The 24,761-nt window shown below is 60.7% G+C and carries 22 protein-coding genes; 9 read left to right on the forward strand and 13 right to left on the reverse strand.

Annotated elements, in window-relative coordinates; translation table 11 throughout:
* Nucleotides 1-2: 2 nt before the first annotated feature.
* From GTP58_RS08720 to GTP58_RS08740, 5 genes are read right to left on the reverse strand one after another with little or no spacing between them, the layout of a single operon-like run.
* The gene (locus GTP58_RS08720) at nt 3-1,001 is read right to left on the reverse strand and encodes an NADP-dependent oxidoreductase (protein WP_161077333.1); all 999 of its coding nucleotides are present in this window, start codon (nt 999-1,001) and stop codon (nt 3-5) included.
* Between the two features lie 2 nt (nt 1,002-1,003).
* A complete protein-coding gene (locus tag GTP58_RS08725) occupies nt 1,004-1,783 on the reverse strand; it encodes an SDR family oxidoreductase (RefSeq protein WP_161077078.1) in 780 nt (259 codons plus the stop codon).
* Between the two features lie 13 nt (nt 1,784-1,796).
* On the reverse strand, nt 1,797-2,099 hold the full coding sequence (locus tag GTP58_RS08730) for a Dabb family protein (RefSeq protein WP_161077079.1): 303 nt from the start codon (nt 2,097-2,099) through the stop codon (nt 1,797-1,799).
* A 12-nt stretch (nt 2,100-2,111) separates the two neighbouring features.
* Nucleotides 2,112-3,953: an acyl-CoA dehydrogenase gene (locus GTP58_RS08735; RefSeq protein ID WP_161077080.1), complete on the reverse strand. Its 1,842-nt coding sequence runs from the start codon at nt 3,951-3,953 to the stop codon at nt 2,112-2,114.
* 5 nt (nt 3,954-3,958) lie between these two features.
* Complete coding sequence (locus GTP58_RS08740; protein WP_072781782.1) at nt 3,959-5,137, reverse strand: acetyl-CoA C-acyltransferase; 1,179 nt, start codon at nt 5,135-5,137, stop codon at nt 3,959-3,961.
* Between the two features lie 203 nt (nt 5,138-5,340).
* On the opposite strand from GTP58_RS08740, the gene GTP58_RS08745 reads away from it, so the two are divergent.
* Nucleotides 5,341-7,035, forward strand: a complete 1,695-nt coding sequence (locus GTP58_RS08745; protein WP_161077081.1) for an MFS transporter — start codon at nt 5,341-5,343, stop codon at nt 7,033-7,035.
* A gap of 94 nt (nt 7,036-7,129) precedes the next feature.
* On the opposite strand, the gene GTP58_RS08750 is transcribed toward GTP58_RS08745, so the two are convergent.
* The 4 genes from GTP58_RS08750 to GTP58_RS08765 all read right to left on the reverse strand — a co-directional run bounded on the left by GTP58_RS08750 (nt 7,130) and on the right by GTP58_RS08765 (nt 11,860).
* A complete protein-coding gene (locus GTP58_RS08750) occupies nt 7,130-7,963 on the reverse strand; it encodes a transposase (protein WP_161077082.1) in 834 nt (277 codons plus the stop codon).
* Nucleotides 7,964-8,145: 182 nt separating this feature from the next.
* The gene (locus GTP58_RS08755) at nt 8,146-8,799 is read right to left on the reverse strand and encodes a PEP-CTERM sorting domain-containing protein (protein ID WP_161077083.1); all 654 of its coding nucleotides are present in this window, start codon (nt 8,797-8,799) and stop codon (nt 8,146-8,148) included.
* A 181-nt stretch (nt 8,800-8,980) separates the two neighbouring features.
* Complete coding sequence (locus tag GTP58_RS08760; RefSeq protein WP_161077084.1) at nt 8,981-9,619, reverse strand: PEP-CTERM sorting domain-containing protein; 639 nt, start codon at nt 9,617-9,619, stop codon at nt 8,981-8,983.
* A gap of 159 nt (nt 9,620-9,778) precedes the next feature.
* Nucleotides 9,779-11,860, reverse strand: a complete 2,082-nt coding sequence (locus GTP58_RS08765; protein ID WP_161077085.1) for a 3-hydroxyacyl-CoA dehydrogenase NAD-binding domain-containing protein — start codon at nt 11,858-11,860, stop codon at nt 9,779-9,781.
* Between the two features lie 333 nt (nt 11,861-12,193).
* Here GTP58_RS08765 and GTP58_RS08770 point away from each other — a divergent pair, with 333 nt between their 5' ends.
* From GTP58_RS08770 to GTP58_RS08805, 8 genes are all read left to right on the forward strand, one after another.
* Entirely contained in the window at nt 12,194-13,891 is a 1,698-nt protein-coding gene (locus tag GTP58_RS08770) for a methyl-accepting chemotaxis protein (RefSeq protein ID WP_161077086.1), read from the forward strand.
* A gap of 2 nt (nt 13,892-13,893) precedes the next feature.
* Complete coding sequence (locus GTP58_RS08775) at nt 13,894-14,706, forward strand: protein-glutamate O-methyltransferase CheR (RefSeq protein WP_161077087.1); 813 nt, start codon at nt 13,894-13,896, stop codon at nt 14,704-14,706.
* 13 nt (nt 14,707-14,719) lie between these two features.
* Nucleotides 14,720-15,289: a chemotaxis protein CheD gene (locus GTP58_RS08780; protein WP_161077088.1), complete on the forward strand. Its 570-nt coding sequence runs from the start codon at nt 14,720-14,722 to the stop codon at nt 15,287-15,289.
* Nucleotides 15,282-16,808 (forward strand): chemotaxis protein CheW, encoded by a 1,527-nt coding sequence (locus GTP58_RS08785; protein ID WP_161077089.1) that lies wholly within the window; start codon nt 15,282-15,284, stop codon nt 16,806-16,808. The genes GTP58_RS08780 and GTP58_RS08785 overlap by 8 nt, the downstream gene beginning before the upstream one ends.
* Before the next feature lie 64 nt (nt 16,809-16,872).
* Entirely contained in the window at nt 16,873-17,565 is a 693-nt protein-coding gene (locus GTP58_RS08790; RefSeq protein ID WP_161077090.1) for a DUF4197 domain-containing protein, read from the forward strand.
* Between the two features lie 102 nt (nt 17,566-17,667).
* Nucleotides 17,668-18,117: a MarR family winged helix-turn-helix transcriptional regulator gene (locus GTP58_RS08795; RefSeq protein ID WP_161077091.1), complete on the forward strand. Its 450-nt coding sequence runs from the start codon at nt 17,668-17,670 to the stop codon at nt 18,115-18,117.
* The gene (locus GTP58_RS08800; protein ID WP_161077092.1) at nt 18,114-19,529 is read left to right on the forward strand and encodes an MDR family MFS transporter; all 1,416 of its coding nucleotides are present in this window, start codon (nt 18,114-18,116) and stop codon (nt 19,527-19,529) included. The genes GTP58_RS08795 and GTP58_RS08800 overlap by 4 nt, the downstream gene beginning before the upstream one ends.
* Nucleotides 19,530-19,540: 11 nt before the next feature.
* Nucleotides 19,541-19,843, forward strand: a complete 303-nt coding sequence (locus GTP58_RS08805) for a hypothetical protein (RefSeq protein ID WP_161077093.1) — start codon at nt 19,541-19,543, stop codon at nt 19,841-19,843.
* On the opposite strand, the gene GTP58_RS08810 is transcribed toward GTP58_RS08805, so the two are convergent.
* From GTP58_RS08810 to GTP58_RS08825, 4 genes are all read right to left on the reverse strand, one after another.
* Complete coding sequence (locus GTP58_RS08810) at nt 19,840-20,586, reverse strand: AraC family transcriptional regulator (RefSeq protein WP_161077094.1); 747 nt, start codon at nt 20,584-20,586, stop codon at nt 19,840-19,842. The genes GTP58_RS08805 and GTP58_RS08810 overlap by 4 nt on opposite strands.
* Nucleotides 20,587-20,633: 47 nt before the next feature.
* Nucleotides 20,634-21,080 carry an ester cyclase gene (locus GTP58_RS08815; RefSeq protein WP_161077095.1) on the reverse strand — a complete coding sequence of 149 codons (447 nt, stop codon included), beginning with the start codon at nt 21,078-21,080 and terminating at the stop codon, nt 20,634-20,636.
* A 100-nt stretch (nt 21,081-21,180) separates the two neighbouring features.
* Nucleotides 21,181-22,782: a methyl-accepting chemotaxis protein gene (locus GTP58_RS31715; RefSeq protein WP_161077096.1), complete on the reverse strand. Its 1,602-nt coding sequence runs from the start codon at nt 22,780-22,782 to the stop codon at nt 21,181-21,183.
* A gap of 163 nt (nt 22,783-22,945) precedes the next feature.
* Nucleotides 22,946-24,571, reverse strand: coding sequence for a 3-(methylthio)propionyl-CoA ligase (locus GTP58_RS08825; RefSeq protein ID WP_202413598.1), 1,626 nt, complete (start codon nt 24,569-24,571; stop codon nt 22,946-22,948).
* Between the last annotated feature and the right edge of the window lie 190 nt (nt 24,572-24,761).

A 24,761-nucleotide genomic window follows, 5' to 3' on the forward strand; every position in this document is an offset into this window, starting at 1 on the left:
TTTTAAATGAGCTTCACCAGTTGTTTGCCAAAATTACGCCCTTGCAGCAGGCCCATAAACGCTTCCGGCGCGGCGGCCAGGCCGTCCGCAACGGATTCGCGATATTTGATCTGACGGTTGGCGACCAGCACGGCCAGCTCCTGCAGGCCCTGCTGCCAGTACTCCATATGTTCGGTGATGATGAAACCGCGGATGGTCAGGCGGTTAATCAGCAGCACGCGCGAATTCTTGATCGGCATGTCGGCGCCGTTGTAGCCGGCGATCAGGCCGCACAGCGCGATGCGCGCAAACGCATTGGTGCGCGCCAGCGAGGCATCGAGGCAGGCGCCGCCGACGTTCTCGAAAATCGCATCGACGCCGTCCGGCGTGGCGGCCGCAAGATCGGCGTCCAGATTGCCAGCCTTGTAATCGACGCAGGCATCGAAGCCCAGTTGATTGACCACGTAATCGCATTTCTCCGGCCCGCCCGCGATGCCCACCACACGGCAGCCGCGCAGCCGCGCCAGCTGGCCGACCACGCTGCCCACCGCACCGCTGGCGGCCGACACCACCACGGTTTCACCCGCAGCCGCTTCCATGATCTGGTTGAAGCCATACCACGCCGCCATGCCCGGCATGCCGACCACGCCAAGATAGGCCGACAATGGAATGCGCGTGGTATCGAGCTTGCGCAGCATGACGCCATCGGACACGCCCATCTCGGCCCAGCCCAGCATGCCGTTGACGAAATCGCCGGCCTGATAAAACGCGTTGCGCGACGCGACCACTTCGCCGACCGTGCCGCCGATCATGGTCTCATCCAGCGCTTGCGAAGCGGCGTAGCTGGCGGCCTTGCTCATGCGCCCGCGCATATACGGGTCCAGCGACAGATAGTGATTGCGGATCAGCACCTCGCCATCGGCCAGTGCCGGCACTGGCACGGTCTCGAGGCGGAAATTCTCCGGCGCGACCGCACCACGCGGACGCGCCGCCAGTACGATGCGCTGGTAATGCTCAGGAATACTCATACTGCGGAAACGCCTCCGTCCACTGCCAGGATCTGGCCCGTGATATGTTTGCCCGCGTCCGACGCGAACAGCACCGCCGCGCCTTTGAGGTCTTCATCATCGCCCAGGCGGTTCAGCGGCGCGTGGGCGATGAGCTGGTCGCCCATTTGCGACAGCAGGCCCTTGGTCATCTTCGATGGGAAGAAGCCCGGCGCCAGCGCGTTGACGGTGATGCCATGGCGGCCCCACTCGCCCGCCAGCGTGCGCGTGAAGTTGACCAGCGCGCCCTTGGAAGTATTGTAGGCGATGGTCTGCATCGTGCCTGGCGGGTTACCAGCCAGGCCTGCAATCGAAGCGATGTTGATGATGCGGCCATAACCGCGCGGGATCATCGAGCGCTTGCCCACCAGTTGCGACACCACGAAAATGCTGCGGATGTTGAGGTCCATGACCTTGTCCCAGGCATCGACAGGATGGTCTTCCGCCGGCGCGCCCCAGCTGGCGCCTGCGTTGTTGATCAGGATATCGATGTGACCGAGATGCGCAATGGCGCCATCCACCAGCTGCGCGGCCTGCTCGTCCTGCGACAGGTCGGCGGCAATCGCATGCGCGCTGATGCCGTGCTGCGACAGGTAGGCGACCGCTTCATCAAGGTCGGCCTGCTTGCGGGCCGAGACCACGATCTTCGCGCCCTGCTCGCCCAGCGCCAGCGCCATTTGCAGACCCAGGCCGCGCGAGCCGCCGGTCACCAGTGCCGTCTTGCCTTGCAGGGAAAAGAGTTCTTGGGTAGTACGCATGGGATGTCTCCTTTTATATTTCGTAGTCCATGCACTGGCGCTGATCGCGCACCGCGCCGAAGAACGGCTTGATGGCGACATGCTCAGGATGGTTCTGGTACGCGTCCAGCGCGGCCTTGCCGGTAAATTCGGAATACAGGATCACATCGTAGGTGGCTTCCAGGCCAGGCTGGGCCACCACCGCTTCAAACTTCAGGATGCCGGGCACCAGATTGGCGCAGGCGTCCAGCATGGACTTCATTTTGGCGGCATTGGTGGCGCGGTCGGCGCCTTCGGCGTGGTCCTTCAGTTTCCACATCACGATGTGCTTGAGCATTGCTATTCCTTGTTAAAACCACGCATCCTTCATATCGAGCGTGGTGGTGTCTATGCTGGCCAGCAGTTCCAGCTGCGGCCCAACCTTCGGCAGCTCCCACCGGAAGAAGTAGCGGCAGGCTTGCAGCTTGCCGTGATAGAAGTCCGCATCGTTCGCGCCGAGCGATGCGGCTGCCACCAGCGCCTGCTGCAGCCAGATCCACGCGACCACGATGTGGCCACAGGCTTCCAGATAGGTGCTGGCGTTGGCCAGCGTCTTGTTCATGTCGCCGACAGCATACAGCTTTTGCGTCACTTGCTCCAAGACCTGCCATGCCTGTTCCAGCGCATCGGCGTGCGACAGCAGGTCCTGGCCGATGCCGGCATAGCCCACCGGCGCTACATCCGGTGCGCCAACGCTGCCGCGCACCTTGCGGATGGTCTTGCGCACTTCGGCGGCAAACGCCTTGAACAGCGCGCCGTCCTGCATCGACACCTTGCGGCCCAGCAGATCCAGGCCATGGATGCCGTGCGTGCCTTCATGGATGGCATTCAGGCGGTTATCGCGGTAGAACTGTTCGACGTTGTACTCGCGCGTGTAGCCATAGCCGCCGTGGACCTGGATCGCCAGGCTGTTCGCTTCCACACACCATTGCGATGGCCAGGACTTGGTCATCGGCGTCAGGAATTCAAGCAGGCGGGTAGCATGTTCGCGCGCTTCCGGCGTTTCGGCGGTCTGCTGCTCGTCGACCAGTCGGGCGCTGTACATTACCAGGCCCAAACCGCCTTCCACATAGGCTTTCTGCGCCAGCAGCATGCGCCGCACATCGGTGTGTTCGATGATGGCCAGCTGCGGCTGCGCCGGATCTTTTTGCGCCGGATGACGGCCCTGTGGACGGTTACGCGCGTAGTCCAGCGCATGCAGATAGCCGGTGTAGCCCAGCACAGCAGCGCCCAGGCCCACGCCAATGCGCGCCTCGTTCATCATGTGGAACATATTGGCCAGGCCCTGATGCGGCTTGCCGACCAGGTAGCCGATGGCGCCGCCCTTTTCGCCAAAATTGAGCAGGCAATTGGTGGTGCCGCGATTGCCCATCTTGTGATTGAGGCCAGCCAGCGCCACGTCATTGCGTGCACCCAGGCTGCCGTCATCGTTGACCAGGAATTTCGGCACGATGAACAGCGAAATGCCCTTTACGCCGGGTATCAGCTTGCCGTCTTCACCGGGAATCTTGGCCAGCACCAGATGCACAATGTTCTCGGCCAGCTCGTGCTCACCGGCAGAAATCCACATCTTGTTACCGGTCAGGCGGTATTGATGCTCGCCGTCCGGCACCGCGCGGGTGGTGATGTCCGACAGGCTGGAACCGGCCTGCGGTTCGGACAGGCACATGGTGCCAAAGAAGCGGCCTTCCAGCATCGGGGTGACGAAGCGCTGGATCTGCTCCGGCGTGCCGGTCTTGAGCAAGGTGTTGGCGTTGCTCATGGTGAGGAAGGTGTAGGCCGACGTGCTGACGTTGGCCGCGGTGAAATACGCCGCGAGCGCCTTCTCCACCACCACCGGCAACTGCATGCCGCCGCGTTCATAGTCATGGCCCGCCGCCATCAGGCCGGCGGCGGAGAAGGCCTGCAGTGCCGCCCTGACCTCAGGGATGATCTGCACCTTGCCGTCCACCACGTGCGGCTCGTTGCTGTCGGCTTTCTTGTTGTGCGGCGCGAACAGCTCGGTGGCGAGGCGTTCAGCGGTATCCAGCGCCGCATCGAACGTTTCACGGTTGTGATCCTGGAAGCGGGTGCGCCGCGTCAGCGCCTCCGCATCCAGCCATTCGTACAGCATGAAAGCGAGGTCGCGGCGCGACAGAATGGTCGAGTCCATGCGGCTTACACCACTTCGAACAGACCTGCCGCTCCCTGGCCGCCACCGATACACATGGTGACCACCACATATTTGACGCCACGGCGCTTGCCCTCGATCAGCGCGTGGCCAACCAGGCGCGCGCCCGAGACGCCGTAAGGGTGGCCGACCGCAATCGCGCCGCCGTTGACGTTCAGACGATCCATCGGGATGCCCAGCTTATCGGCGCAATACAGCACCTGTACGGCAAACGCTTCGTTGAGCTCCCACAGACCGATGTCCTCCACTTTCAGGCCCGCCTTTTTCAGCAGCTTGGGAATCGCGAACACCGGACCGATGCCCATTTCATCCGGTTCGCAACCCACGGCAGCGAAGCCACGGAACACGCCCATCGGCGCAATGCCTTTGGCGGCAGCCGTTTGTGCGTTCATCACGATGGTCATGGCGCCGCCGTCCGAGAACTGGCTGGCGTTACCGGCCGTGATCACACCGCCCGGCAGTGCGGTGCGGATTTTCGAAACGCCTTCATACGTCGTATCAGCGCGGATGCCCTCGTCGGCCGAAATCGTGACTTCCTTCGACAGCAGCATGCCCGAGGCCTTGTCTGCCACGCCCATCACCGTAGTCATTGGCACGATCTCGGCGTCAAAGCGGCCGGCAGCTTGCGCAGCGGCGGCGCGCTGCTGGCTCTGCGCACCGTATTCATCCTGGCGTTCGCGGCTGATGTTGTAGCGCTTGGCGACGGTTTCCGCCGTCTGCAGCATCGGCCAGTAGATTTCCGGCTTGTGCTGCGATAGCCAGACTTCCTTGTACATATGCAGATTCATTTCCTGCGCCACGCAGGAAATCGACTCGACACCGCCAGCGGCGTAGATGTCGCCCTCGCCCGCGATGATGCGCTGGGACGCCGTGGCAATCGATTGCAGGCCCGAGGAGCAGAAACGGTTGATGGTCATGCCGGCAGTCGTCACCGGGCAGCCGGCGCGAATGGCGATCTGGCGCGCGATATTGCCGCCGTTGGCGCCTTCAGGGAAAGCGCAGCCGGCCAGCACGTCTTCCACTTCGCCCGCTTCAATGCCAGCGCGCTCGATCGCGGCTTGCAGCACGTGGCCGCCCAGCGTGGCGCCATGCGTCATGTTGAACGCGCCTTTCCAGGACTTGGCCAAACCCGTGCGGGCGGTAGAAACAATGACGGCATCGATCATGAGAGTCTCCTATGGAATGAGGTGTTATGCGGTCCAGAATAGCATATTTTTAGTACGGTCGTTCGCAAATATTTTTGTCAGTTTCGCGTAAGTTTCAAGCAAGCATGACGTAAGGTTCGGGGTACAGACTGGGATCAAGCTGACGAAGTTATAACTATCTCGGCTGGGGAAAAAATCCTAAAAAACTAAAGGAGACACACATCATGGCAAATACAGGAACCGCTGACGCGCGCACGCCCGGGCGCTCCAGCCCGATCACTGCCGAAGAGCGCAAGGTGATCTTTGCGTCCTCGCTGGGCACCGTGTTCGAATGGTATGACTTTTATCTGTACGGCTCGCTGGCGCCGATTATCGCCAAGCAGTTCTTCATCGGCGAACCGACTACCACCTTCATCTTTGCGCTGCTGGCGTTTGCCGCCGGCTTCATCGTGCGTCCGTTCGGCGCGCTGGTATTTGGCCGCCTGGGCGACATGATCGGGCGTAAATACACCTTCCTGATCACCATTCTGATCATGGGCGCCTCCACCTTCATTGTCGGCCTCCTGCCCGGCTATGCGGCCATCGGCATCGCGGCGCCAATTGTGCTGGTCACCCTGCGGATTCTGCAGGGCTTGGCGCTGGGCGGCGAATATGGCGGCGCAGCGACCTATGTGGCGGAGCACGCACCGCACGGCAAGCGCGGCGCCTTCACCTCGTGGATCCAGACCACCGCGACGCTGGGCCTGTTCCTGTCGCTGTTGGTAATCCTGGGCACCCGCACTGCGATCGGCGAAGAAGCCTTCAACGCCTGGGGCTGGCGCGTGCCGTTCCTGGTGTCGGTACTGCTGCTGGGGATTTCGGTGTGGATCCGCCTGTCGATGAATGAATCGCCGGCCTTCGCCAAAATGAAAGCCGAAGGCAAGACCTCCAAGGCACCGCTGAGCGAAGCGTTCGGCCAGTGGAAAAACCTGAAAGTCGTGATCCTGGCGCTGATCGGCCTGACCATGGGCCAGGCAGTGGTGTGGTACACCGGCCAGTTCTACGCCCTGTTCTTCATGACCCAGGTACTGAAGATCGACGGCGCCAACGCCAACATCATGACCGCCGTGTCGCTGGCGCTGGCGACGCCGTTCTTCATCTTCTTCGGCATGCTGTCCGACCGGATCGGCCGCAAATACATCATCCTCGGCGGCTGCGTGCTGGCTGCGGCGACCTACTTCCCGCTGTTCGGCGCCCTGACCCACTACGGCAATCCGCAGCTGGAAGCAGCGCTGAAAAATTCGCCGGTGGTGGTGGTAGCCGATCCGGCCTCGTGCCACTTCCAGTTCAACCCGACCAACACCAAGAAGTTCCCATCGTCGTGCGACATCGCCACCGGCATGCTGTCGAACGCCTCGGTGAACTACACCACGCAGGAAGCGCCAGTTGGCAGCGTGGCCAAGATCAAGGTCGGCGACAAGGAAATCAGCTCGTTCAACGCCGTCATGACGCCGGACGGCCTGAACTTCGACAAGCCATCGAAAGACGCTGAAGCCGCGCTGAAAAAAGAAGTCGGCGGCGCCATCAAGGCCGCTGGCTACCCAGCCAAGGCAGATGAGGCGCAGATCAACAAACCGATGGTGGTGCTGATCCTGTTCATCCTGGTGCTGTATGTGACCATGGTGTACGGCCCGATCGCGGCGATGCTGGTCGAGATGTTCCCGACCCGCATCCGCTACACCTCTATGTCCCTGCCCTACCATATCGGCAACGGCTGGTTCGGCGGCCTGCTGCCGACCATTTCGTTCGCGCTGGTGGCCTTCAAGGGCGACATCTACTACGGCCTGTGGTATCCCATCATCATCGCCCTGGCCACCGTCGTGATTGGCGTACTGTTCATCGGCGAGACCAAAGACAACAACATCTACGCAGCGGACTAAAGCCTTTCCCGCCGCTCCGCAAAAGCCGCCTTCGGGCGGCTTTTTTCATCCGGGGTCAGTTCTTGCAATCCAACACGACCTCATCAATAACGGCTTACTCTGCACGGTGGATGATGCGGCTGACAGTGGCGTAGGAGATGTGGAAATGCGCCGCTATCTGCGCCATCGTATATGCGGTGGACCGATAGGCTTGAGCGATAGCCATATCCCGATCCTGAAATTTTGCCTGATATTCGTCCAGCGAAAGCGCTAGTGCGCGCCGATGCGTTTTCGTCACTTCGTTTAACGTGGTATCGAACTCTGCACAACGATGGCCGGCAATAAAAGCCTCGTCGCCAAGAAACAGTTGATGCCGAACGTTGTTGAAAGGATTGCTCCCTCCTATTCCAGCGACGATAAAGCTGCGATAGGCTTGAATCGCCTCCAGACGAGTGGCTCCGAATTGCGCCAAAATCAAGTTGGTTTGCATCCAGGGCGGTGATGCATCCAGGCTCGTCACGAGATGGTAGCTACTCCAATGCCAATCATCCGGCAACCGCACCATTCCTGCGCGCACTGGATTCAGCACAACGTAACGCGCAGCTTCGCGCAAATGCGCTTCTTTCTGAACCAGGATCGCCTTATATCTGCCCTGAAACAGGTGCCCCACTACTCGATGGCGACGATTGAAGTACTGAGAATAAATTCCATTTAACTGGCGCATTCCGCGCGACAAATTCGCATCGCCAGTCTCTACCAGCAGATGGTAGTGATTCGTCATCTGGCAAAAGCCATGTACTGAAAAGTTGAAGCGTTCACAGGTCTTTTTTAGTACTTCTAACCAAAACAACCGGTCCGTGTCGTCACGATAGATAGCCTGCTGCCTGTCGCCGCGTGCGGTGACATGATACAGCGCGCCGGGAAACTCGAATCGTAATGGTCTGCTCATGAAGCAAACCGTACATCGGGAAGAGATCCATCGTTCTGTGTAGTCTCAACAGACGAGCCCGTGTTGGATTGCAAGAACTGACCCCGGAAAAAAAAACCGCCTCGTGGAGAGGCGGCAAACTATTAACCCAAGGAGTTTCTACTACTACTACTGCTACTTGCTACTACTGCTCTACTGCTTGCTCAGTGCTGCTGGCGGCGGCGCGCTAGGGCGCCAACCAAGGCGAGGCCGCCCAGCAGCATGGCGTAGGTTTCCGGTTCCGGAACCGCCGCCATGACACTCGACGTGCCAAACTCAACACGCAGGCCGGTCGGATTGCCGCCGTTCTGCGCCCAGTTGGTGACCACGAAGTCCAGCTTGTTGAGGCCGGACACAAATCCTGTACTTGCGCTGAAGTTGCTCCAGTCGGTAAAACCGCTCGCGCTGCTGATGACCTGGTTGTTGAGTTTGACCACCACCGCATTGTCCGCCGCCAGGCGGCCCACGAACGAGGCGCTGGCGGCGTTGAAGCCGCTCAGGTCAAACGACAGGGAATAGGTGTAGGTGCCCGCGCTCCAGGCGTCAAAGCTCTGTCCCTGGCTGCCGGTCGGCGTGATCCATTTGGAGCTGCTGCTGTTCGACAGCCACGGACCGATCGGCCATTGGCTGTCGTAAGTGATGACCGGTACGCTGTTGCCGATAACGATATCGCTGCTGGCTGCACTCAGGCTGTAGTTGGTGTCGGCACTGCCGCTGGCGCCCAGGCCGGTGTTTTTCAGGCCGGTGATGCTGGCAGCGTGTGCAGCAGTCATGGCAGTGAATGCCAGTACGGCAACGGTAATCAGGGGGCGTTTCATGGGAGCCTCTAAAAAATCGGTTAGTCGTTTCAGCCAGCATCGATGGGGATGCCTGGAGTTCCGACCCGTTTTTTAGGGCGTCGAAGGAGGTGCTTGTTGTGAAGAATTATATCGGGCTTTTCGCCGAAATGCTCACATGCCAATAAATTTTCTCTACGGCATGTGAGCTTTTACCACACTTTTATTGTTGTTTGCGACGGCGCGCAATGGCGCCAACCAGCGCCAGACCACCCAGCAGCATGGCATAGGTTTCTGGTTCAGGTACGGCTGCCACATTGGAGTTCAGGAACTCGACGCGCAGGCCGCTTGGATTGCCGCCATTCAACGCGTAGTTGGTGACGGTGAATTCCAGCGTGTTGACGCCGGCCACAAAGCCGCTGTGGGCCGAGAAATCGCTCCAGTTGGTGAAGCCGACCGCATTGCTCAACAGGCTAGTGGTATTCAATTTGACGGACACCGCGTTATCCGCCGCAATGCGCGCATTGAACACTGCCGACGCGGCGTTGTAACCGGTCAGGTCGAACTGCAGCGTGTAGGTGTAAGTGCCATTGCTCCATGGGTCCAGGCTCTCGCCCTGGGTGCCGGTTGGCGTGATCCATTTCGAGGCGTCGGTGTTGGCCAGCCACGGGTTGATCGGCCACTGGCTGCCGTTGGTGATGGTCGGTACGGTGTTGCTGACGCTGCTCGAAGTCAGCGTGTAGTACGCGTCTGCCGTGCCGCTGATGCCTTCGCCGGTGTTGTGCAGGCCGTTGATGGAGGCAGCCTGAGCCGATGAGAAGCTGGCGATTGCCAGTGCGGCAGCGATGATGGTGTGCTTCATGAAAACCCCTGGATTTTTTAGTATGAATTCGGACGCCCACCACACTGCCAGCCGTTTCCTGGGCGCGGGAAAACAAAAACGGCCGGGGTCGATTATAGCGACCCCGGCCGAAAAATGTGAACACAAAATTAATGACTATGGTTTATTTGCAACGTTAATTTATCCGTTGAAACTTTTCCCATCAGCAGCCAGTTTGCTCAGCAATGGCGCTGGCTTCCACGCCCCGCCCTGGTGTCCTTTGGCGTATTTGTTGATGGCCGACAGCACATTCGGCAAGCCAACCGTATCGGCGTAGAACATCGGTCCGCCACGGTACAGCGGGAAGCCATAGCCGGTCAGGTAGACCATGTCGATGTCCGACGCACGCAGTGCAATGCCCTCTTCCAGGATCAGCGCACCTTCGTTGACCAGCGAGTAGACCAGGCGCTCAACGATCTCCTCATCGCTGATCTTGCGGCGGGTGATGCCCAGGTCGGCAGAATGCTTGACGATCATGGCATTGACGTCCTCGTTGGGATACGCCTTGCGGTCGCCCGCCTTGTAGTCGTACCAGCCGGCGCCGGTTTTCTGGCCATAGCGCCCCATTTCGCACAGCAGGTCAGCGGTTTTGGAATAGCTGATCTCTGGCTTCTCGACATAGCGGCGCTTGCGGATCGCCCAACCAATGTCGTTGCCGGCCAGGTCGCCCATGCGGAACGGCCCCATGGCAAAGCCGAATTTCTCGGCAGCCTTGTCGACCTGCTCCGGCAACGCGCCCTCTTCCAGCAGGAAACCAGCCTGGCGGCTGTACTGCTCGATCATGCGGTTGCCGATGAAGCCGTCGCACACGCCCGACACCACGCCGGTCTTCTTGAGTTTTTTGGACAGCGCCAGCGCGGTCGCCAGCACGTCTTTGCCGGTGGCCTTGCCACGCACGATTTCCAGCAGCTTCATGACATTGGCCGGCGAGAAGAAGTGCGTACCGATCACGTCCTGCGGGCGCTGGGTGAACGCGGCGATCTGGTCAACGTCCAGCGTCGAGGTGTTGGTGGCCAGGATCGCCCCCGGCTTCATCACTTCATCGAGCTTGCGGAACACGGCTTCCTTGACGCCCATTTCCTCAAACACGGCTTCCACCACGATGTCCGCCTGGCCGATATCTTCGTAGGCCAGCGTGCTGCTCAGCAGGCCCATGCGCTGATCCAGTTTTTCCTGCGTCAGCTTGCCTTTTTTCAGCGTGTTTTCATAGTTCTTGCGAATCGTGGCGATGCCCTTGTCCAGCGCTTCCTGCCGGGTTTCCAGCAGCTTGACGGGAATGCCTGCGTTCAGGAAGTTCATGGCAATCCCGCCGCCCATGGTGCCGGCGCCGATGATGGCCGCGCTCTTGATCGGACGCACTGGCGTATCGGCAGGCACATCCGGCACCTTGCTGGCCACGCGCTCGGCAAAGAAGGCATGGCGCAGCGCTTTCGATTCGGTGGTCTGGATCAGGTGCAGGAAGCGCTCGCGCTCGAACTTCATGCCGTCTTCAAATTTCATGGTGACGGACGCGGCCACGGTTTCCACGCACTCCAGCGGCGCCGGGAACGGACCGGCCATGGCCTTGACCGTGTTGCGCGAGAACTGCAGGAAGGCTTCGTGGTTCGGGTAGTCCACCTTGCGGTCGCGCACTTTCGGCAGTGGACGCACATCGGCAATCTTTTCAGCGAAGGCCACGGCCGACGTCAACAGGTCGGCATCGGCGGCAAAGATCTCGTCAAACAGGGCCGGCAGCTTTTCCGACGCGACCGGATTGCCCGAGACAATCATGTTCAATGCCGGCTCCAGGCCCAGCACGCGCGGCAGACGCTGCGTGCCGCCAGCGCCTGGCAGCAGGCCCAGCTTCACTTCCGGCAGCGCGATCTGCGCGCCCGGCATGGCGACACGGTAATGGCAGCCCAGCGACAGTTCCAGGCCGCCGCCCATGCACACGGTATGGATCGCCGCCACCACCGGCTTGGTCGAGCTTTCGGCAGTGGCAATGAAGGTATGCAGGCTGGGCTCGGCCAGCGCTTTGGGGGTATTGAATTCTTTGATGTCGGCGCCGCCCGAAAAGGCTTTGCCGGCGCCGGTGATGACGATGGCTTTGACCGCATCGTCCGCCAGCGCTTGCTGGATGCCCTTCACCGCCGCAGTCCGGGTCTCCAGGCCCATGCCGTTGACCGGCGGATTGTTCAGGGTAATGACGGCAACGGCACCGTGCACTTGATATTCAGCAGTCATGTCTCTTCCTTATGTTTTGGTTGAAATGGCAGGCTTGCTTACTATACCTTACAAAACGAACGACCGTGTTATTTTTTGTGACGAGCTCATGCTTTTGAATCCGGCGGTAGCGCTTCGTAATGGCGCGAGTGATTTAAAAACCTGTCGTTTGCGGAGTACACTTAACCATGATTCCTTATTGCTCAGCTTGCCCCAGATTTAAATACAGGAAATAATTAATCAACGCCACGCATATTCCCTACCCCCGAATATCATATTGAATCTCACTAAATATCACACTGTATCAAAATACCTACGTATTTAGTATCTCATTAATATCAGACAGGGACTCCCATGAACGCTCCTAGCCAGCTAACCCAGACGCAGGATGTAGAACTCCAGGCCATCCACGCGGCATTGAACCGCGTGCAGGCAGTCATCGAGTTTGATCTTGAAGGCATCATTTTGCACGCCAATGAAAATTTCTTGCGCGTGCTCGGCTACTCGCTGAGCGATGTTCAGGGCCGCCATCACTCGATGTTCTGCGAACCTGAATTTGCTGCCAGCCCAGCGTACAAACAGTTCTGGATCCGCCTGGCTGCAGGCGAATACGAGCATGGCGAGTACAAACGCGTGGCCAAGGACGGCCGTGAGATCTGGATCAACGCCTCCTACAATCCGGTGATGGATGCCGATGGCAAGCCCTACAAAATCATCAAGTTCGCCACCGACATCACCGATAACCGCCTGCGCAACGCCGAGTATGAAGGCAAGGTCAGCGCCATCAGCAAAGCCCAGGCCGTGATTGAATTCGACATGCAGGGCCACGTGCTCAACGCCAATGAAAATTTCCTGGATGTTATGGGATATTTTATGGACGACATCAAAGGCGAGCACCATCGCATGTTTGTCGATCCCGATTATGCGGCCAGTGCCGAATATAAACGTTTCTGGCAAAAACTGAATCGTGGCGAGTTTGATGCCGGACGCTATAAACGAATTGGCAATAATAAGAAAACGATATGGATTCAAGCCACATATAATCCGATTATGGATTTAAATGGTAATCCATACAAAATAGTTAAATACGCAACTGATATTACCGCCCAGGTGGAACTGGAAGAATCCGTCACGGCCAAAGCCAAGGCTGACGGCGATAAAATCGCCCGCCTGCTGGACTCGGTGGAACGCGCGGCCAGCGGCGACCTGACCAGCAAAGTCACGATCGAAGGTGACGAGCCGCTGGATCACCTGGCCGAAGGCATCAGCAAGATGATTACCGACCTGCGCCGCGTCATCAGCGACGTCGTGATGTCGGCCAGCGGCCTGGCCGACGCCTCGACTACGATTGCCGAACGCTCCAACGGCGTGGCCGTGGGCACCCAGGCGCTGGGCGCCACCGTGGAAGAGATGAACGCCTCCATCGATGGCCTGACCAGCTCGATCAACACGATCGCCGGCAATACCTCGGACGCCGACGCCATGGCCAAATCCACCCAGCACGAGGCGGAAGTGGGCGCCAAGGCCGTGGCCAAGTCGATCGAAGCCATGGACCTGATCAACCGCTCGTCGGAAGACATCGGCGAAATCGTCAAGGTCATCAGCGATATCGCCAACCAGACCAATATGCTGGCCTTCAACGCGGCAATTGAAGCAGCGCGCGCAGGCGAGCACGGTCTGGGCTTCTCGGTGGTCGCCGACGAAGTGCGCAAGCTGGCGGAACGCTCGTCGCAGGCGACCAAGGAGATTTCCAAGCTCATCAACGAGTCGGTCAAGCGCGTGTCGGCGGGCAGCGAGATTTCGCGCCAGGCCAGCGATGCGTTCGACAAGATCCTGGTCGGCGTGGTCAAGACCACCAATGCGATTTCCGATATTTCCAAGGCCACCAACGAGCAGTTGCTGACCGCGCGTGAAGTCAGCACTGCGGTGCAGTACATCGCCGAGGAGGCCGAGAAATCGGCCGCCGCCTGCGACAGCATCGCCCGCTCGACGGAAGGCTTGAACCAGCGTGCCGGCGATCTGAATAAAACGGTAGCCGGCTTTACGGTGTAACCATGGACGTCGGTATCACACCGGCAACGCTGTCCGCGCTCATCGCGCTGGTGCGCAAGCATACCGGCATCGCGATGACCGAGCGGAAAAGCGTGTTGCTGGAGCGGCGCTTGCGCCCGCGCGTTCAGGCGCTGAAGCTGAACAGCTACCAGGCTTATCTGGACATGGTGGAGCAGGACCGGGCCGAGATACCGCATTTTATCGACCTGGTCACCACCAACGACACCCTGTTCTTCCGCACCCCGCAAGTGTGGGATTACGTGGAACAGGAGTTTTTGCCACAGTGGTGGCGCGAGCATCCCGGCAAGCGCCTCAAAGTGTGGTCTGCAGCAGCCTCGAGCGGTGAAGAGCTGTACTCGATGGCCATGCTGTGCGAAGAGTTTCAAGCCGCGCACCCCGGCTTCAGCTACCAGATCCACGCGACCGATATTTCGCGGCAGATCCTGGCGCTGGCGCGCGACGGCCAGTACACCGGCCGTTCGGTGGAACGCATCCAGTCCTCGCATCCGGACTGGGTCAAGAAGTACTTCCGTCCCAGTGCCAATGGCCTGCGGGTGGTGGATGCATTGAAGAATAACGTGGAATTAGCCCAACATAATTTGCTAACGCCACTCAAGCCTGCCAAGCAGTTTGACCTGGTATTTTTGCGCAACGTGCTGATCTACTTCGATCAGGAACAGCAGCAAACCATCCTTCAGCAAGCGCGCCTGAGCATGGCGGCCCACTCAATCATGATTGTGGGTGAATCCGAATCGATCTCTGGCCTCAACACCGCCTACCAGTTCGACCGGCCGATGATATATCGAATGGAATAAAAGGCGGTGTCCCATGCAAGCAACCATCCATACCAATCTGCCGTTTCTGGCGCCCCTGCCCTGGCCGGAGCTGGAGGCGCCCGAACGCGACAGCAGCGCGCCGCGCCCACCAGTCCAGGTCGGCATGGGCCAAATCAAGATCGCCAGCCGCACCGGCCAACTGCAGGCGCTGCTGGGCTCGTGCGTGGGCATCGGCATCCTCTGGAAAAAGCGCGGGCGCTGCGGCCTGGCCCATTGCCTGCTGCCGGAGTGCCCGCAAGCGGCCGAGGAACTGGGTGCGCGCTACGTCAACCAGGCCGTGCCTTCGCTGCTGCGCCTGATGGGCGCCACCGAGGCGGATTACGCGGATATTGAAGTGGTGGTCGCCGGCGGCGCCACCATGCTCAATGCCTGCTCCAGCCGCCTGCAGATCGGCCAGCAGAATGCCGACGCAGCGCGCCATCACCTGCGCAAACACGGCCTCAACGTGGCTTACTGCCGCGTCGGCGGCAAATGCGGCCGCACGCTGACCATCGATTGCGCCACCTGCGACTACACGGTGCAGGAAATCGTCACCACTACTTCGAAGGCTACCTATGCCTGATGCTTCCGCCACCTCCGTCACGGAGCTGTTTGGTTCTTTTGTGTTGGGCGAAGACGAATTCGCCTTGCCCGCAAGCTGCTTCCGCGAGGTGGTCAACTATCCGGACAAGATGACCACGCTGCCCTTGTCGCCCAAATTCCTGGAAGGGATCTTCACGCTGCGCGGCAGCGTGATCCCGGTGGTGAACCTGGGCCGCGTGTTTGACGCCAGCGCGCGTTCGGCGCTACCGACCGACAAAATCGCCATCCTCGATTATCAGGGCGTGCTGGTCGGCATACTGTTCCACGCCACCGGCGAAATCCTGCGCGTGCGTCCCGAGCAGCGCAGCACCCTCACCTACAACGATGGCGACCAAGGCGGCGTGGTGGCCGGCACGATACTGCTCAACCACGGCGCACGGCTGGTGCAGGTGCTGGACCCGGACGCGCTGATACGCATTGAAAACGTGCCGCAGGTGCTGGCGCTGCAATCCGCCGACCGCCTGGCGCGCCGCACGCACGGCGAGCGCCGCCAGTGCGTGAGCTTCTGCGTGGGCGGCTCGGCGTTTGCCTTCGAGATGAGCGCGATCCAGGAGATTATCCGCGTGCCCGAGCTGCAGGCCTCGGTGCTCAACAGCGCACTGTGCCTGGGCCGCATCAACTTCCGCGGCAGTCCGGTGGCGGTGGTGGACTTTGCCACGCTGCTCAATGCGGCGACGCCTTCAGTGGCGGGCGCCGAGCGCAGTTTCGGCGCCGACCAGCGCATCATCGTGGCGCGCATCGACGACGCCACCATCGGCTTCCTGGTCGACTCGGTCAACAACATCGTCAACTTCTACAGCGAAGAAGTGATGCCGATTCCGCTGCTGAGCAAGACCCGCACCGGCATGTTCGGCGGCTGCCTGTCCAAGCCGGACCTGGGCGATATCTTCTTCCTCGACCACCAGCAAATCTTCTCCAGCAACGAGATCAAGGAAATGCGCAGCGGCCACGCCAACCTCTACCCCAAGGACGAGGAGGTGCTGAACAAGCTGCAGCGGCAGGACGCGCGCCGTGGCCAGCGCAAGGTCTACATCACCTTTGCGCTGGAAAACAGCTATGCGGTGGAGATCAAGCAGGTGCGCGAGATCATCGACTTCACGTCCGGCGAAATCACGCGTCCGCCCGGCGTGCCGGCGTTCATGTATGGCATGCTCAATCTGCGCCAGCAAATGGTCAGCGTAGTGGACTTGCGCAGCCTGTATGGCATGGCGCCGCTGCAAGACACCTCGAAAGCCAAGATTCTCGTGGTGGACCGTGGCGACGAATGCTATGGACTGATGGTGGATGCGGTCGAAAACATCATGACCATCGAGGACAGCCGCCGCTTTGGCGCGCCCAAGATGATGCGCAACCCGAACGCGCAGGGCGATCCGCGCACCGAGATGGATGAGGTCATCAACATCGACAACGACGACGGCAGCCAGACCACGCTGAGCGTGTTCCAATGCGACCGCCTCATCGAACGCCTGTCGAGGGAGATGCCGGCGCTGGCGGCGTAAGGCGCGGTGGAGTACAGTAGCGCATACCGGCGGTTGCCGGTGCTGCCAACCTGGAGGTCCACCCATGCAGATATCCCGTCGTTCCATCGCCGTATTGATTCCTCTGAGCGTGCTGGCGGCCAGCGCCTTTGCGCTGTCGCTGGACGATCTCACCAACAAGGACGCTTCCGGCGGCCTCAAAGCAGCGCTGGAAACCGGCTCCAGCCAGGCCGTCAGCAAACTCGGCGCCGACGGTGGCTTCCTCAACAACGACAAGGTGCGTATCCCGCTGCCCAAGATACTGGAACAGGCGCGACCGATTCTCAAAATGACGGGCAAAGGCCAGCAACTGGACGACCTGGTGGTGCAGATGAACCATGCGGCCGAAGCGGCCGTGCCCATGGCCAAGCCGCTGCTGCTGGATGCGGTCAAGTCGATGACCGTCACCGACGCCAAGAACATCCTGACCGGCGGCGAGACCTCGGTCACCGATTTTTTCCGTGGTAAAACCCAGGACAAGCTGGCCGTGCAATTCCTGCCGGTGGTGAAAAAAGTCACCGACAAATCCGGCCTGGCCACCAAATACAATGCGGCCATGAACCTGGCGCCGAAAATCGGCGTGATCGCCAAGGATCAGGCCACGGTGGAAGGCTATGTCACGCAGCGCGCGCTGGACGGCCTGTACACCATGATCGCTGAAGAGGAAAAAGCCATCCGCGCCGACCCGCTGGGCACGGGCAGCAAGTTGATTGGCAAAGTGTTCGGCGCCCTCAAATAAGCCTGCTTCCTCCCTCTGCCCGGTTCGCCGGGCTTTTTTTCATCTTGAATTCCAGCCAGGCGTGGCTTAATATAGATAGGTAGCCTACCTATATTTATTGCCATGAGCCCTGAAAAACCCATCCCCCAGCATGCGATCGCGCTCGCCGACGAGCTGCGGGTCGCGCTGCACCATGTGTTCCGCCGCATCCGCCAGGAAAGCGACAACGATCCCTCCGGCCTGACCTTGCAGCAGAAAATGCTGCTGTCCACCATCAGCCTGCATCCAGGCATCGGCGTGGCGGAGCTGGCGCGCATGGAAAAACTGCGTGGTCCGACCATGAGCGGCCATATCAAGGCGCTGGAGGGGCTCGATCTGGTGCGCCGCGACGCGCCCGACCCAGAAGACCGGCGCCGCAGCGGCCTGCTGCTGACCAAACACGGCACTACCGTGCTGGAAGACATCCGCACCCGCCGCCGGGACTGGCTGGCCCGCAAACTCGCGCAACTGCCGCCGGAAGGCGCAGCGGCACTCCGCAACGCTTTGGTTTATCTGAATGAGATTGGCGAATGACGACGATGCAAAACCCCACCAAAATCCGGAATATCTACATGGGCCTGGTCATCATGATCGGCCTGTCCGCGCTGGACCAGAGCATCGTGGCCACCGCGCTGCCGCGCATCGTGTCGGAACTGGGCGGCATGGCCCACCTGTCGTGGGTGGTAACGGCCTATGTGCTGGCCTCCACCGCCACCATGCCGCTGTACGGCAAACTCAGCGACCAGTACGGCCGCAAACCGCTGCTGTACGCGGCCATCATCCTGTTCCTGACAGGTTCGGCACTGTGCGGCCTGGCGCAAAGCATGACGCAGCTGATTGTGTTCCGCGCCATTCAGGGCCTGGGCGCGGGCGGCTTTTTGCCGCTGGCGCAAATCGTCATCGGCGACCTGATTCCACCGGCTGAACGTGGCAAGCGTCAGGGCAGCATCGCGGCCGTGTATGCGGCCACCAGCGTCATCGGACCCGTACTGGGCGGCTTGATGACGGACTGGCTGTCGTGGCATTCGATTTTCTACATCAACCTGCCGATCGGTGCGGTGGCCGTGTACGTGATCGGCAAATATATGCACGACGATAAACCGCACCATGCCCACAAAATCGATTATCTGGGCTCGGTGCTGCTGACGGGCGCGGTGACGTCGGCGTTGCTGGTGCTGGCGCTGGGCGGTACCGAATGGCGATGGGACGGCAATCAGGTCAAGGAACTGGGCGCGCTGGCGCTGGTGCTGGCCATCGCGCTGCTGTTCCACGTGCGCCGCGTGCCGGAACCGGTGCTGCCGCCAGACCTGTTTGACAACCGCGTGTTCAACGTAGCGAGCGTGGTGCTGGCGCTGACTTTCGTCGGCATGATGGGTTCCAGCGTGTTCTTCCCGCTGCTGTTCCAGATGGTGATGGGAGTCAGCCCGGCCAATTCCGGCCTGCTGACCATGCCGATGATGGTGGGCCTGGTGCTGTCATCCACGCTGAACGGCCGCGTGCTGCTGAAATCCAGCGGCCGCTACAAGCCGGCGCAAATCCTGGGCCTGAGCCTGGCCACCTTGTCGTTTGCCACGCTGTCCTGGGGCATAGCGCATGCGGCCGGCTTTGGCCTGCTGGAGCCGGCCATCTTTGTGCTCGGCGCCGGCCTGGGCCTCGTGATGCCGAACATGACCATGGCGGTGCAGAACGCCCTGCCCGCCATGCGCCGCGGCGTCGGTACCGCCATGCTGGGCTTCTTCCGCTCGCTGGGCGGACTGATCGGCGTGACCGGCTCCGGCGCGATCCTGGCGATGCAGTTGCATGGCCAGGCCGCCAACCCAGATCTGTACCGCCACGCGCTGGCCATCATCTTCAGCGCTGGCACGGTGCTAGTGGGACTCGGGCTGCTGATGCTGTTCTGGCTGCCCGAACTGCCGCTGGCACATCACACCAACGCCAAACAATAAGGAGGGCCACCATGCACGCCTTTGCTCATTTCTTTACCGGCGCATTCCTGTGCAATGCCCTGCCCCATCTGGCGGCGGGCCTGCAGGGCAAGCGCTTTCCGACGCCGTTTGCGAGGCCGCGCGGCGTCGGCCATTCGTCCGCTGTACTGAATGTGCTGTGGGGCTTCTTCAACCTGCTGGCCGGCCTGGCGCTGTTGACGGCATGGCCGGTGCAACCTGGCGTGACGCTGGAGTTTGGCCTCACGGTGCTCGGTGCGCTAGCGCTGGGGCTCTATCTGGCGCGGCATTTCGCCAAAAACGCTGTTCCGGCTTAGCCTAGCCGCCGCCGATATTGTGTCGGCGTTTCGCCCATGACCTGACGGAAGGCCTGGGCGAACAGGCTGGCGCTGGAAAAGCCCGTTTCGTGGGCAATCTGGACCACCTGGTCGCGCGACATCGCCAGCCGCTCCGTGGCTTTGACGACACGTGCGCGCTGCACGAACTCCGACCAGCTCATGCTGAATTCTTCGGTGAAGCGCCGCGACAAGGTGCGCTCGGACGTGATGGCTGCTCTGGCCACGTCCGAAAAACTCAACACATCGCCGAGATGGGCCAGCGTATAGCTCACCGCACGATCCAGCTCCGCCGTGCGGGCACGCGGAAACCACAGGTCTTCGACGCAAGCGGCAGCTTCGCCGACGACGCCTGCCAATGCGGTCAGAAACGGTTGCGAGCTTTGATCCGATGCCGCCTGCTGCGCATCCCAGCGGGTCGCGTATTGAATCATTTCCGCGATCAACGGCGTGACCCGGAATACCTGGCAAGGCAGCGAAGGCTGTGCCACGCATCCGGGCGCGAACAGCACGGACGCCGAGGTGGCGGCAGCATTGCTGCGAATGCGGATCGGCGTGCCCGCCGAAATCAGCGCCGCCCGGTGCGGTGGCAGCAGCCAGCTGCGCTGTTCAACGTCCAGGTGGAAGGCGCCAGCGGAGGCATACAGCAGGTAAGCCTGCCCGAAGATGCGCTCACCGGTATCAAAGGGTTCGTCGAATCGCTTGGGGTAAGCGAAGGAAATCATGGCGCCTCATTGAAGAATCTCGGCGGATTATACGTCACGCCGACGGCCTATTTCAGCGCGCAGTCGCCAGCCACCACCAGTTCCGGCTGCAATTGCCGCAGCAGGCTGGCGGTATCGAACAACGCCCAATGCTCGACGATGCGGCCCTCGGCAACCCGGAAGGTGCGGTATTGCGCCACCTCGACGGCATTGCCGGTGGCGGCGATGTCGCGAAACCGGCCGCTGTGGCAGGCCTGGACCCTAAGCTGGAGCATCACCATGTCACCCTGTGCCACGCACTGTTCCACCCTGTGCGCGGCGCCGCTGAAGGCGGCAGAAAAGCCCCGCACCATATTCGCATGGCCACTGCTGTCGTGAGGTGTGTAGGCATGGTCGACAAACCCGGCGCCGACATAGTTATCGATCAGCTCTGGATTGCCGTCGCCCCAGACGGCCTGCATGAAATCGGTGACGAGGCTAACGTTGGCGTCCAGCGGTGGCGTGATAGCGGGCATGGCTTTCTTTCATGTGAGTCGGAGAGGGACTTCATGATAGAAAATGGCACCCAGAGCCGATAGGCCCTGGATGCCAAATGCTGCCGGTTTTACGCCAATCTTAGTTGGTCAGCGCCAGCGTTGGGCGACGCAGCGCTGCACGCATGCCCATGCGTGGCGTGCTATCGAGCTTGAAGGTGCTGACCATTTCTTCCAGCTGCGCGGCCTGCTCCTGCATGGCGTTGGCGGCTGCGGCGGCTTCCTCCACCAGCGCGGCGTTCTGCTGCGTCACTTCATCCATCGAAACGATGGCCTGGTTGATCTGGTTGATGCCTTCGCTTTGCTCTTCGCCGGCCACCATGATTTCGGTCATGATGCTGGTGACGCGCTCCACGCTGCTGACGATATCGCCCATCGTGGCGCCGGCCTTGTCCACCAACGCCGTGCCCGCGTCAACCTGTTCCACGGACGCCGTAATCAGCTCCTTGATCTCCTTGGCTGCGGCGGCCGAACGCTGGGCCAAATTGCGCACCTCGGTGGCCACCACGGCAAAGCCGCGCCCTTGCTCGCCAGCGCGCGCCGCCTCCACTGCGGCATTGAGCGCCAGGATATTGGTCTGGAAGGCGATGCCATCGATCACGCCAATGATGTCGGCAATCTTGCGCGACGAATTGTTGATGCTACCCATGGTATCCACCACTTGCGACACCAACTGGCCGCCCTTGCCCGCCACGTCCTGCGCGCTCAGCGCCAGTTGGTTGGCTTGACGGGCGTTGTCGGCGTTCTGGCGTACCGTCGAGGTCAACTCTTCCAGCGACGACGCGGTTTCTTCGAGTGCCGCAGCCTGATTCTCGGTGCGGCGCGACAGATCCAGATTGCCGGCTGCGATTTCCTCGCTGGCAGTTGCGATGGCACTGCTGCCGTGACGGATGCTGCTCACGGTGCTGGACATCTGGTCCTGCATTTTAATCAGGCCCTGCATCAGGCGGCCCATTTCGTCGTGGCGCTCAATGCGGATCTGGTTCGCCAGGTTGCCGCTTGCGATCTGGTCAAAGTGGCCCAGTGCGTGCTCCAGCGGGCGCAGAATGGCGCGCAGCAGGCGTACGCTGGAAATCACAATCAGCGCTGCGCCCACCAGCAGAATCACAGTAAAGCCTTTGGTAAAGCCGGAAAAGAAGGACTGGCTGTCGTCGTAATGCACCTTGGCGGAGTCCATCTGGAACGCTTCCAGCTTGTTGGAGGCTGCATCGAATACGCCAAACTGCGCCGACAGGGTCTTCATCGACAGCGTGTCGATTTTTTCCATGTCCTGAGCACGCAGCGCCGCCATCAGGGCGCGCATTTCGTTTACGTACAGCGTGCGTTTGGCATCGAGGTCGGCCGCCAGTTCTTTTTCGCCATCGCCCAGCGGCAGCGCCAGATAAGCCTTCCAGGCCTGGTCGGAATCCGTAATGAAGCCGTCGGCGCGGCTCAGGGTCTTGTCCAGATCAGGGGCGTCCGGGTGGAACACGCCGCGGTCGATCACAAAGCGCGAGCGGTTCAGGAAATTCTTGGCATTGGTCAGCGTGACGGTCGAGGCCATCTGGTTGGTGTACACGTCTTTCAGCGAGTAATTGACGGTGTTCATGCCGTAGATGCTGAGGCCGCCGAGGAACAGCATCAACGCGCCGAGGAAGGACAGGCTGGCGATCAAGCGCGTTCGTATCGTTATATTTTTAAACATCTTTATCTCTCCGTTTAGTCACAAATGATTCCACAGGGCAATAATGTAATGGTAAATTAGTTCGCAGTCAAAACATTTATTCCTGAATTAAACGGTTTTCCGATAGCTAAAAACAACAGCCCCGGCACGTGGCCGGGGCTGGATTGCGGCATAACGCTGGGGCTTATGCGGTGGGCAGCACGTAGTTGCGGTACTGCTCGCGCAGCTTGTTTTTCTGGATCTTGCCGGTGCCGCCGACCGGCAAGGCATCGGCAAACACCACATCATCCGGCAACCACCACTTGGCGACCTTGCCGTCAAAATGGGCCAGCAACTGCTCCCGGCTGACCTCCTGACCGGGCTTGCGCACCACCACGAGCAGCGGACGTTCATCCCACTTCGGGTGGAATACACCGATGCAGGCGGCCTGCATCACGGCCGGATGCGACATGGCGATGTTTTCCAGGTCAATGGTGCCGATCCACTCGCCGCCGGATTTGATGACGTCCTTGGCGCGGTCGGTGATCTGCATGAACCCGTCCGCATCGATGGTGGCAACGTCGCCGGTCGGGAACCAGCCGTCTTCCAGCACATCGCCGCCCTCGCCCTTGAAATAGCTGGCGATAATCCAGGGGCCTTTGACCAGCAGGCTGCCGCTGGTCACGCCATCCCATGGCAGTTCCTCACCCAGTTCATCCACGATCTTCATATCGACACCGTAAATGGCATGGCCTTGCTTTTGCAGGATCTGGCGCTGCGCCGCTTTCGGCAGTTCCAGGTGTTTGCTCAGCAAGCCGCCTGTCGTGCCCAGCGGCGACATCTCCGTCATGCCCCAGCCGTGGATGACCTGCACATCAAACTCGTCGATGAGCGTGTTCATCATCGCTGGCGGACAGGCCGAACCACCGATGACCGTGCGGCGGAAGGTGGAGAATTTCAGCCGGTTTTGCATGGCGTAGTTAATCAGGCCCAGCCAGACGGTGGGCACGCCCGCCGAGAATGTGACCTTTTCCTGTTCCATGAGCTCGTAGACGGACTTGCCGTCCAGCGCCGGGCCGGGAAACACCATCTTGGCGCCCGACAGCGGCACGGAATACGGCAAGCCCCAGGCATTCACGTGGAACATGGGCACGACCGGCATTACGGAGTCGCGCGACGACACGTTCAGCACATTGGGCAAGGCCGAGGCATACGCATGCAGCACCGTCGAACGGTGCGAATACAAGGCGCCTTTAGGATTGCCGGTGGTGCCGGATGTGTAACACAGTGTCGCAGCGGCGTGCTCATCAAACGTCGGCCAGGTGTAGTCCGGTGATTGCGCGGCCAGCAGATCTTCGTAGCACAGCAGGTTGGGAATATTGGTCTGCGCCGGCATGCGGTCGGCCGCACCCAGCAGCACGAAGCCTTTGACGGTCTTGCAGTGCGGCGCGATGGCCTCAACCAGCGGCAGGAAGCAGAAATCAAACAGCAGATACTGGTCTTCCGCGTGGTTGCAGATGTAGGCCAGTTGTTCGGGATGCAGGCGTGGGTTGATGGTATGCAGCACGGCGCCACTGCCGGAGACGGCATAGTAGGCTTCCAGGTGACGGTAGCCGTTCCACGCCAGCGTGGCCACGCGTTCGCCCATTTGCACGCCAAGCGCCTGCAGCGCCTTGGCCAGCTGTTTGGCGCGCTGCGCGCAGTCGCGGAAAGTGTAGCGGTGCAGGTCGCCTTCCACGCGCTGCGAGACGATCTCGCTGTTGGCGTAATGGCGCGCGGCAAATTCGAGGATGCCTGAAATCAGCAACGGCTGATCCATCATCTGGCCCATGAGCATGCAAGGTCTCCGTTTCGTCGTAGTTTGGATGGTCCGAGTGTGGTGCGCCGTTGCGCAGAGCGTCAACGGATTTCGATGCTGCACCGCCGCATCGCCGGCCTGCGGTAAAATTCCGGGCTAGCTTATTCTGAATGGGAACACATCATCACTGCCGCCAATCTGCCGCTGGACAATTCCTTCGCGT

Source organism: Duganella sp. CY15W, assembly GCF_009857555.1.
In the GTDB taxonomy this organism is placed as follows: Bacteria; Pseudomonadota; Gammaproteobacteria; order Burkholderiales; family Burkholderiaceae_D; genus Rugamonas; species Rugamonas sacchari.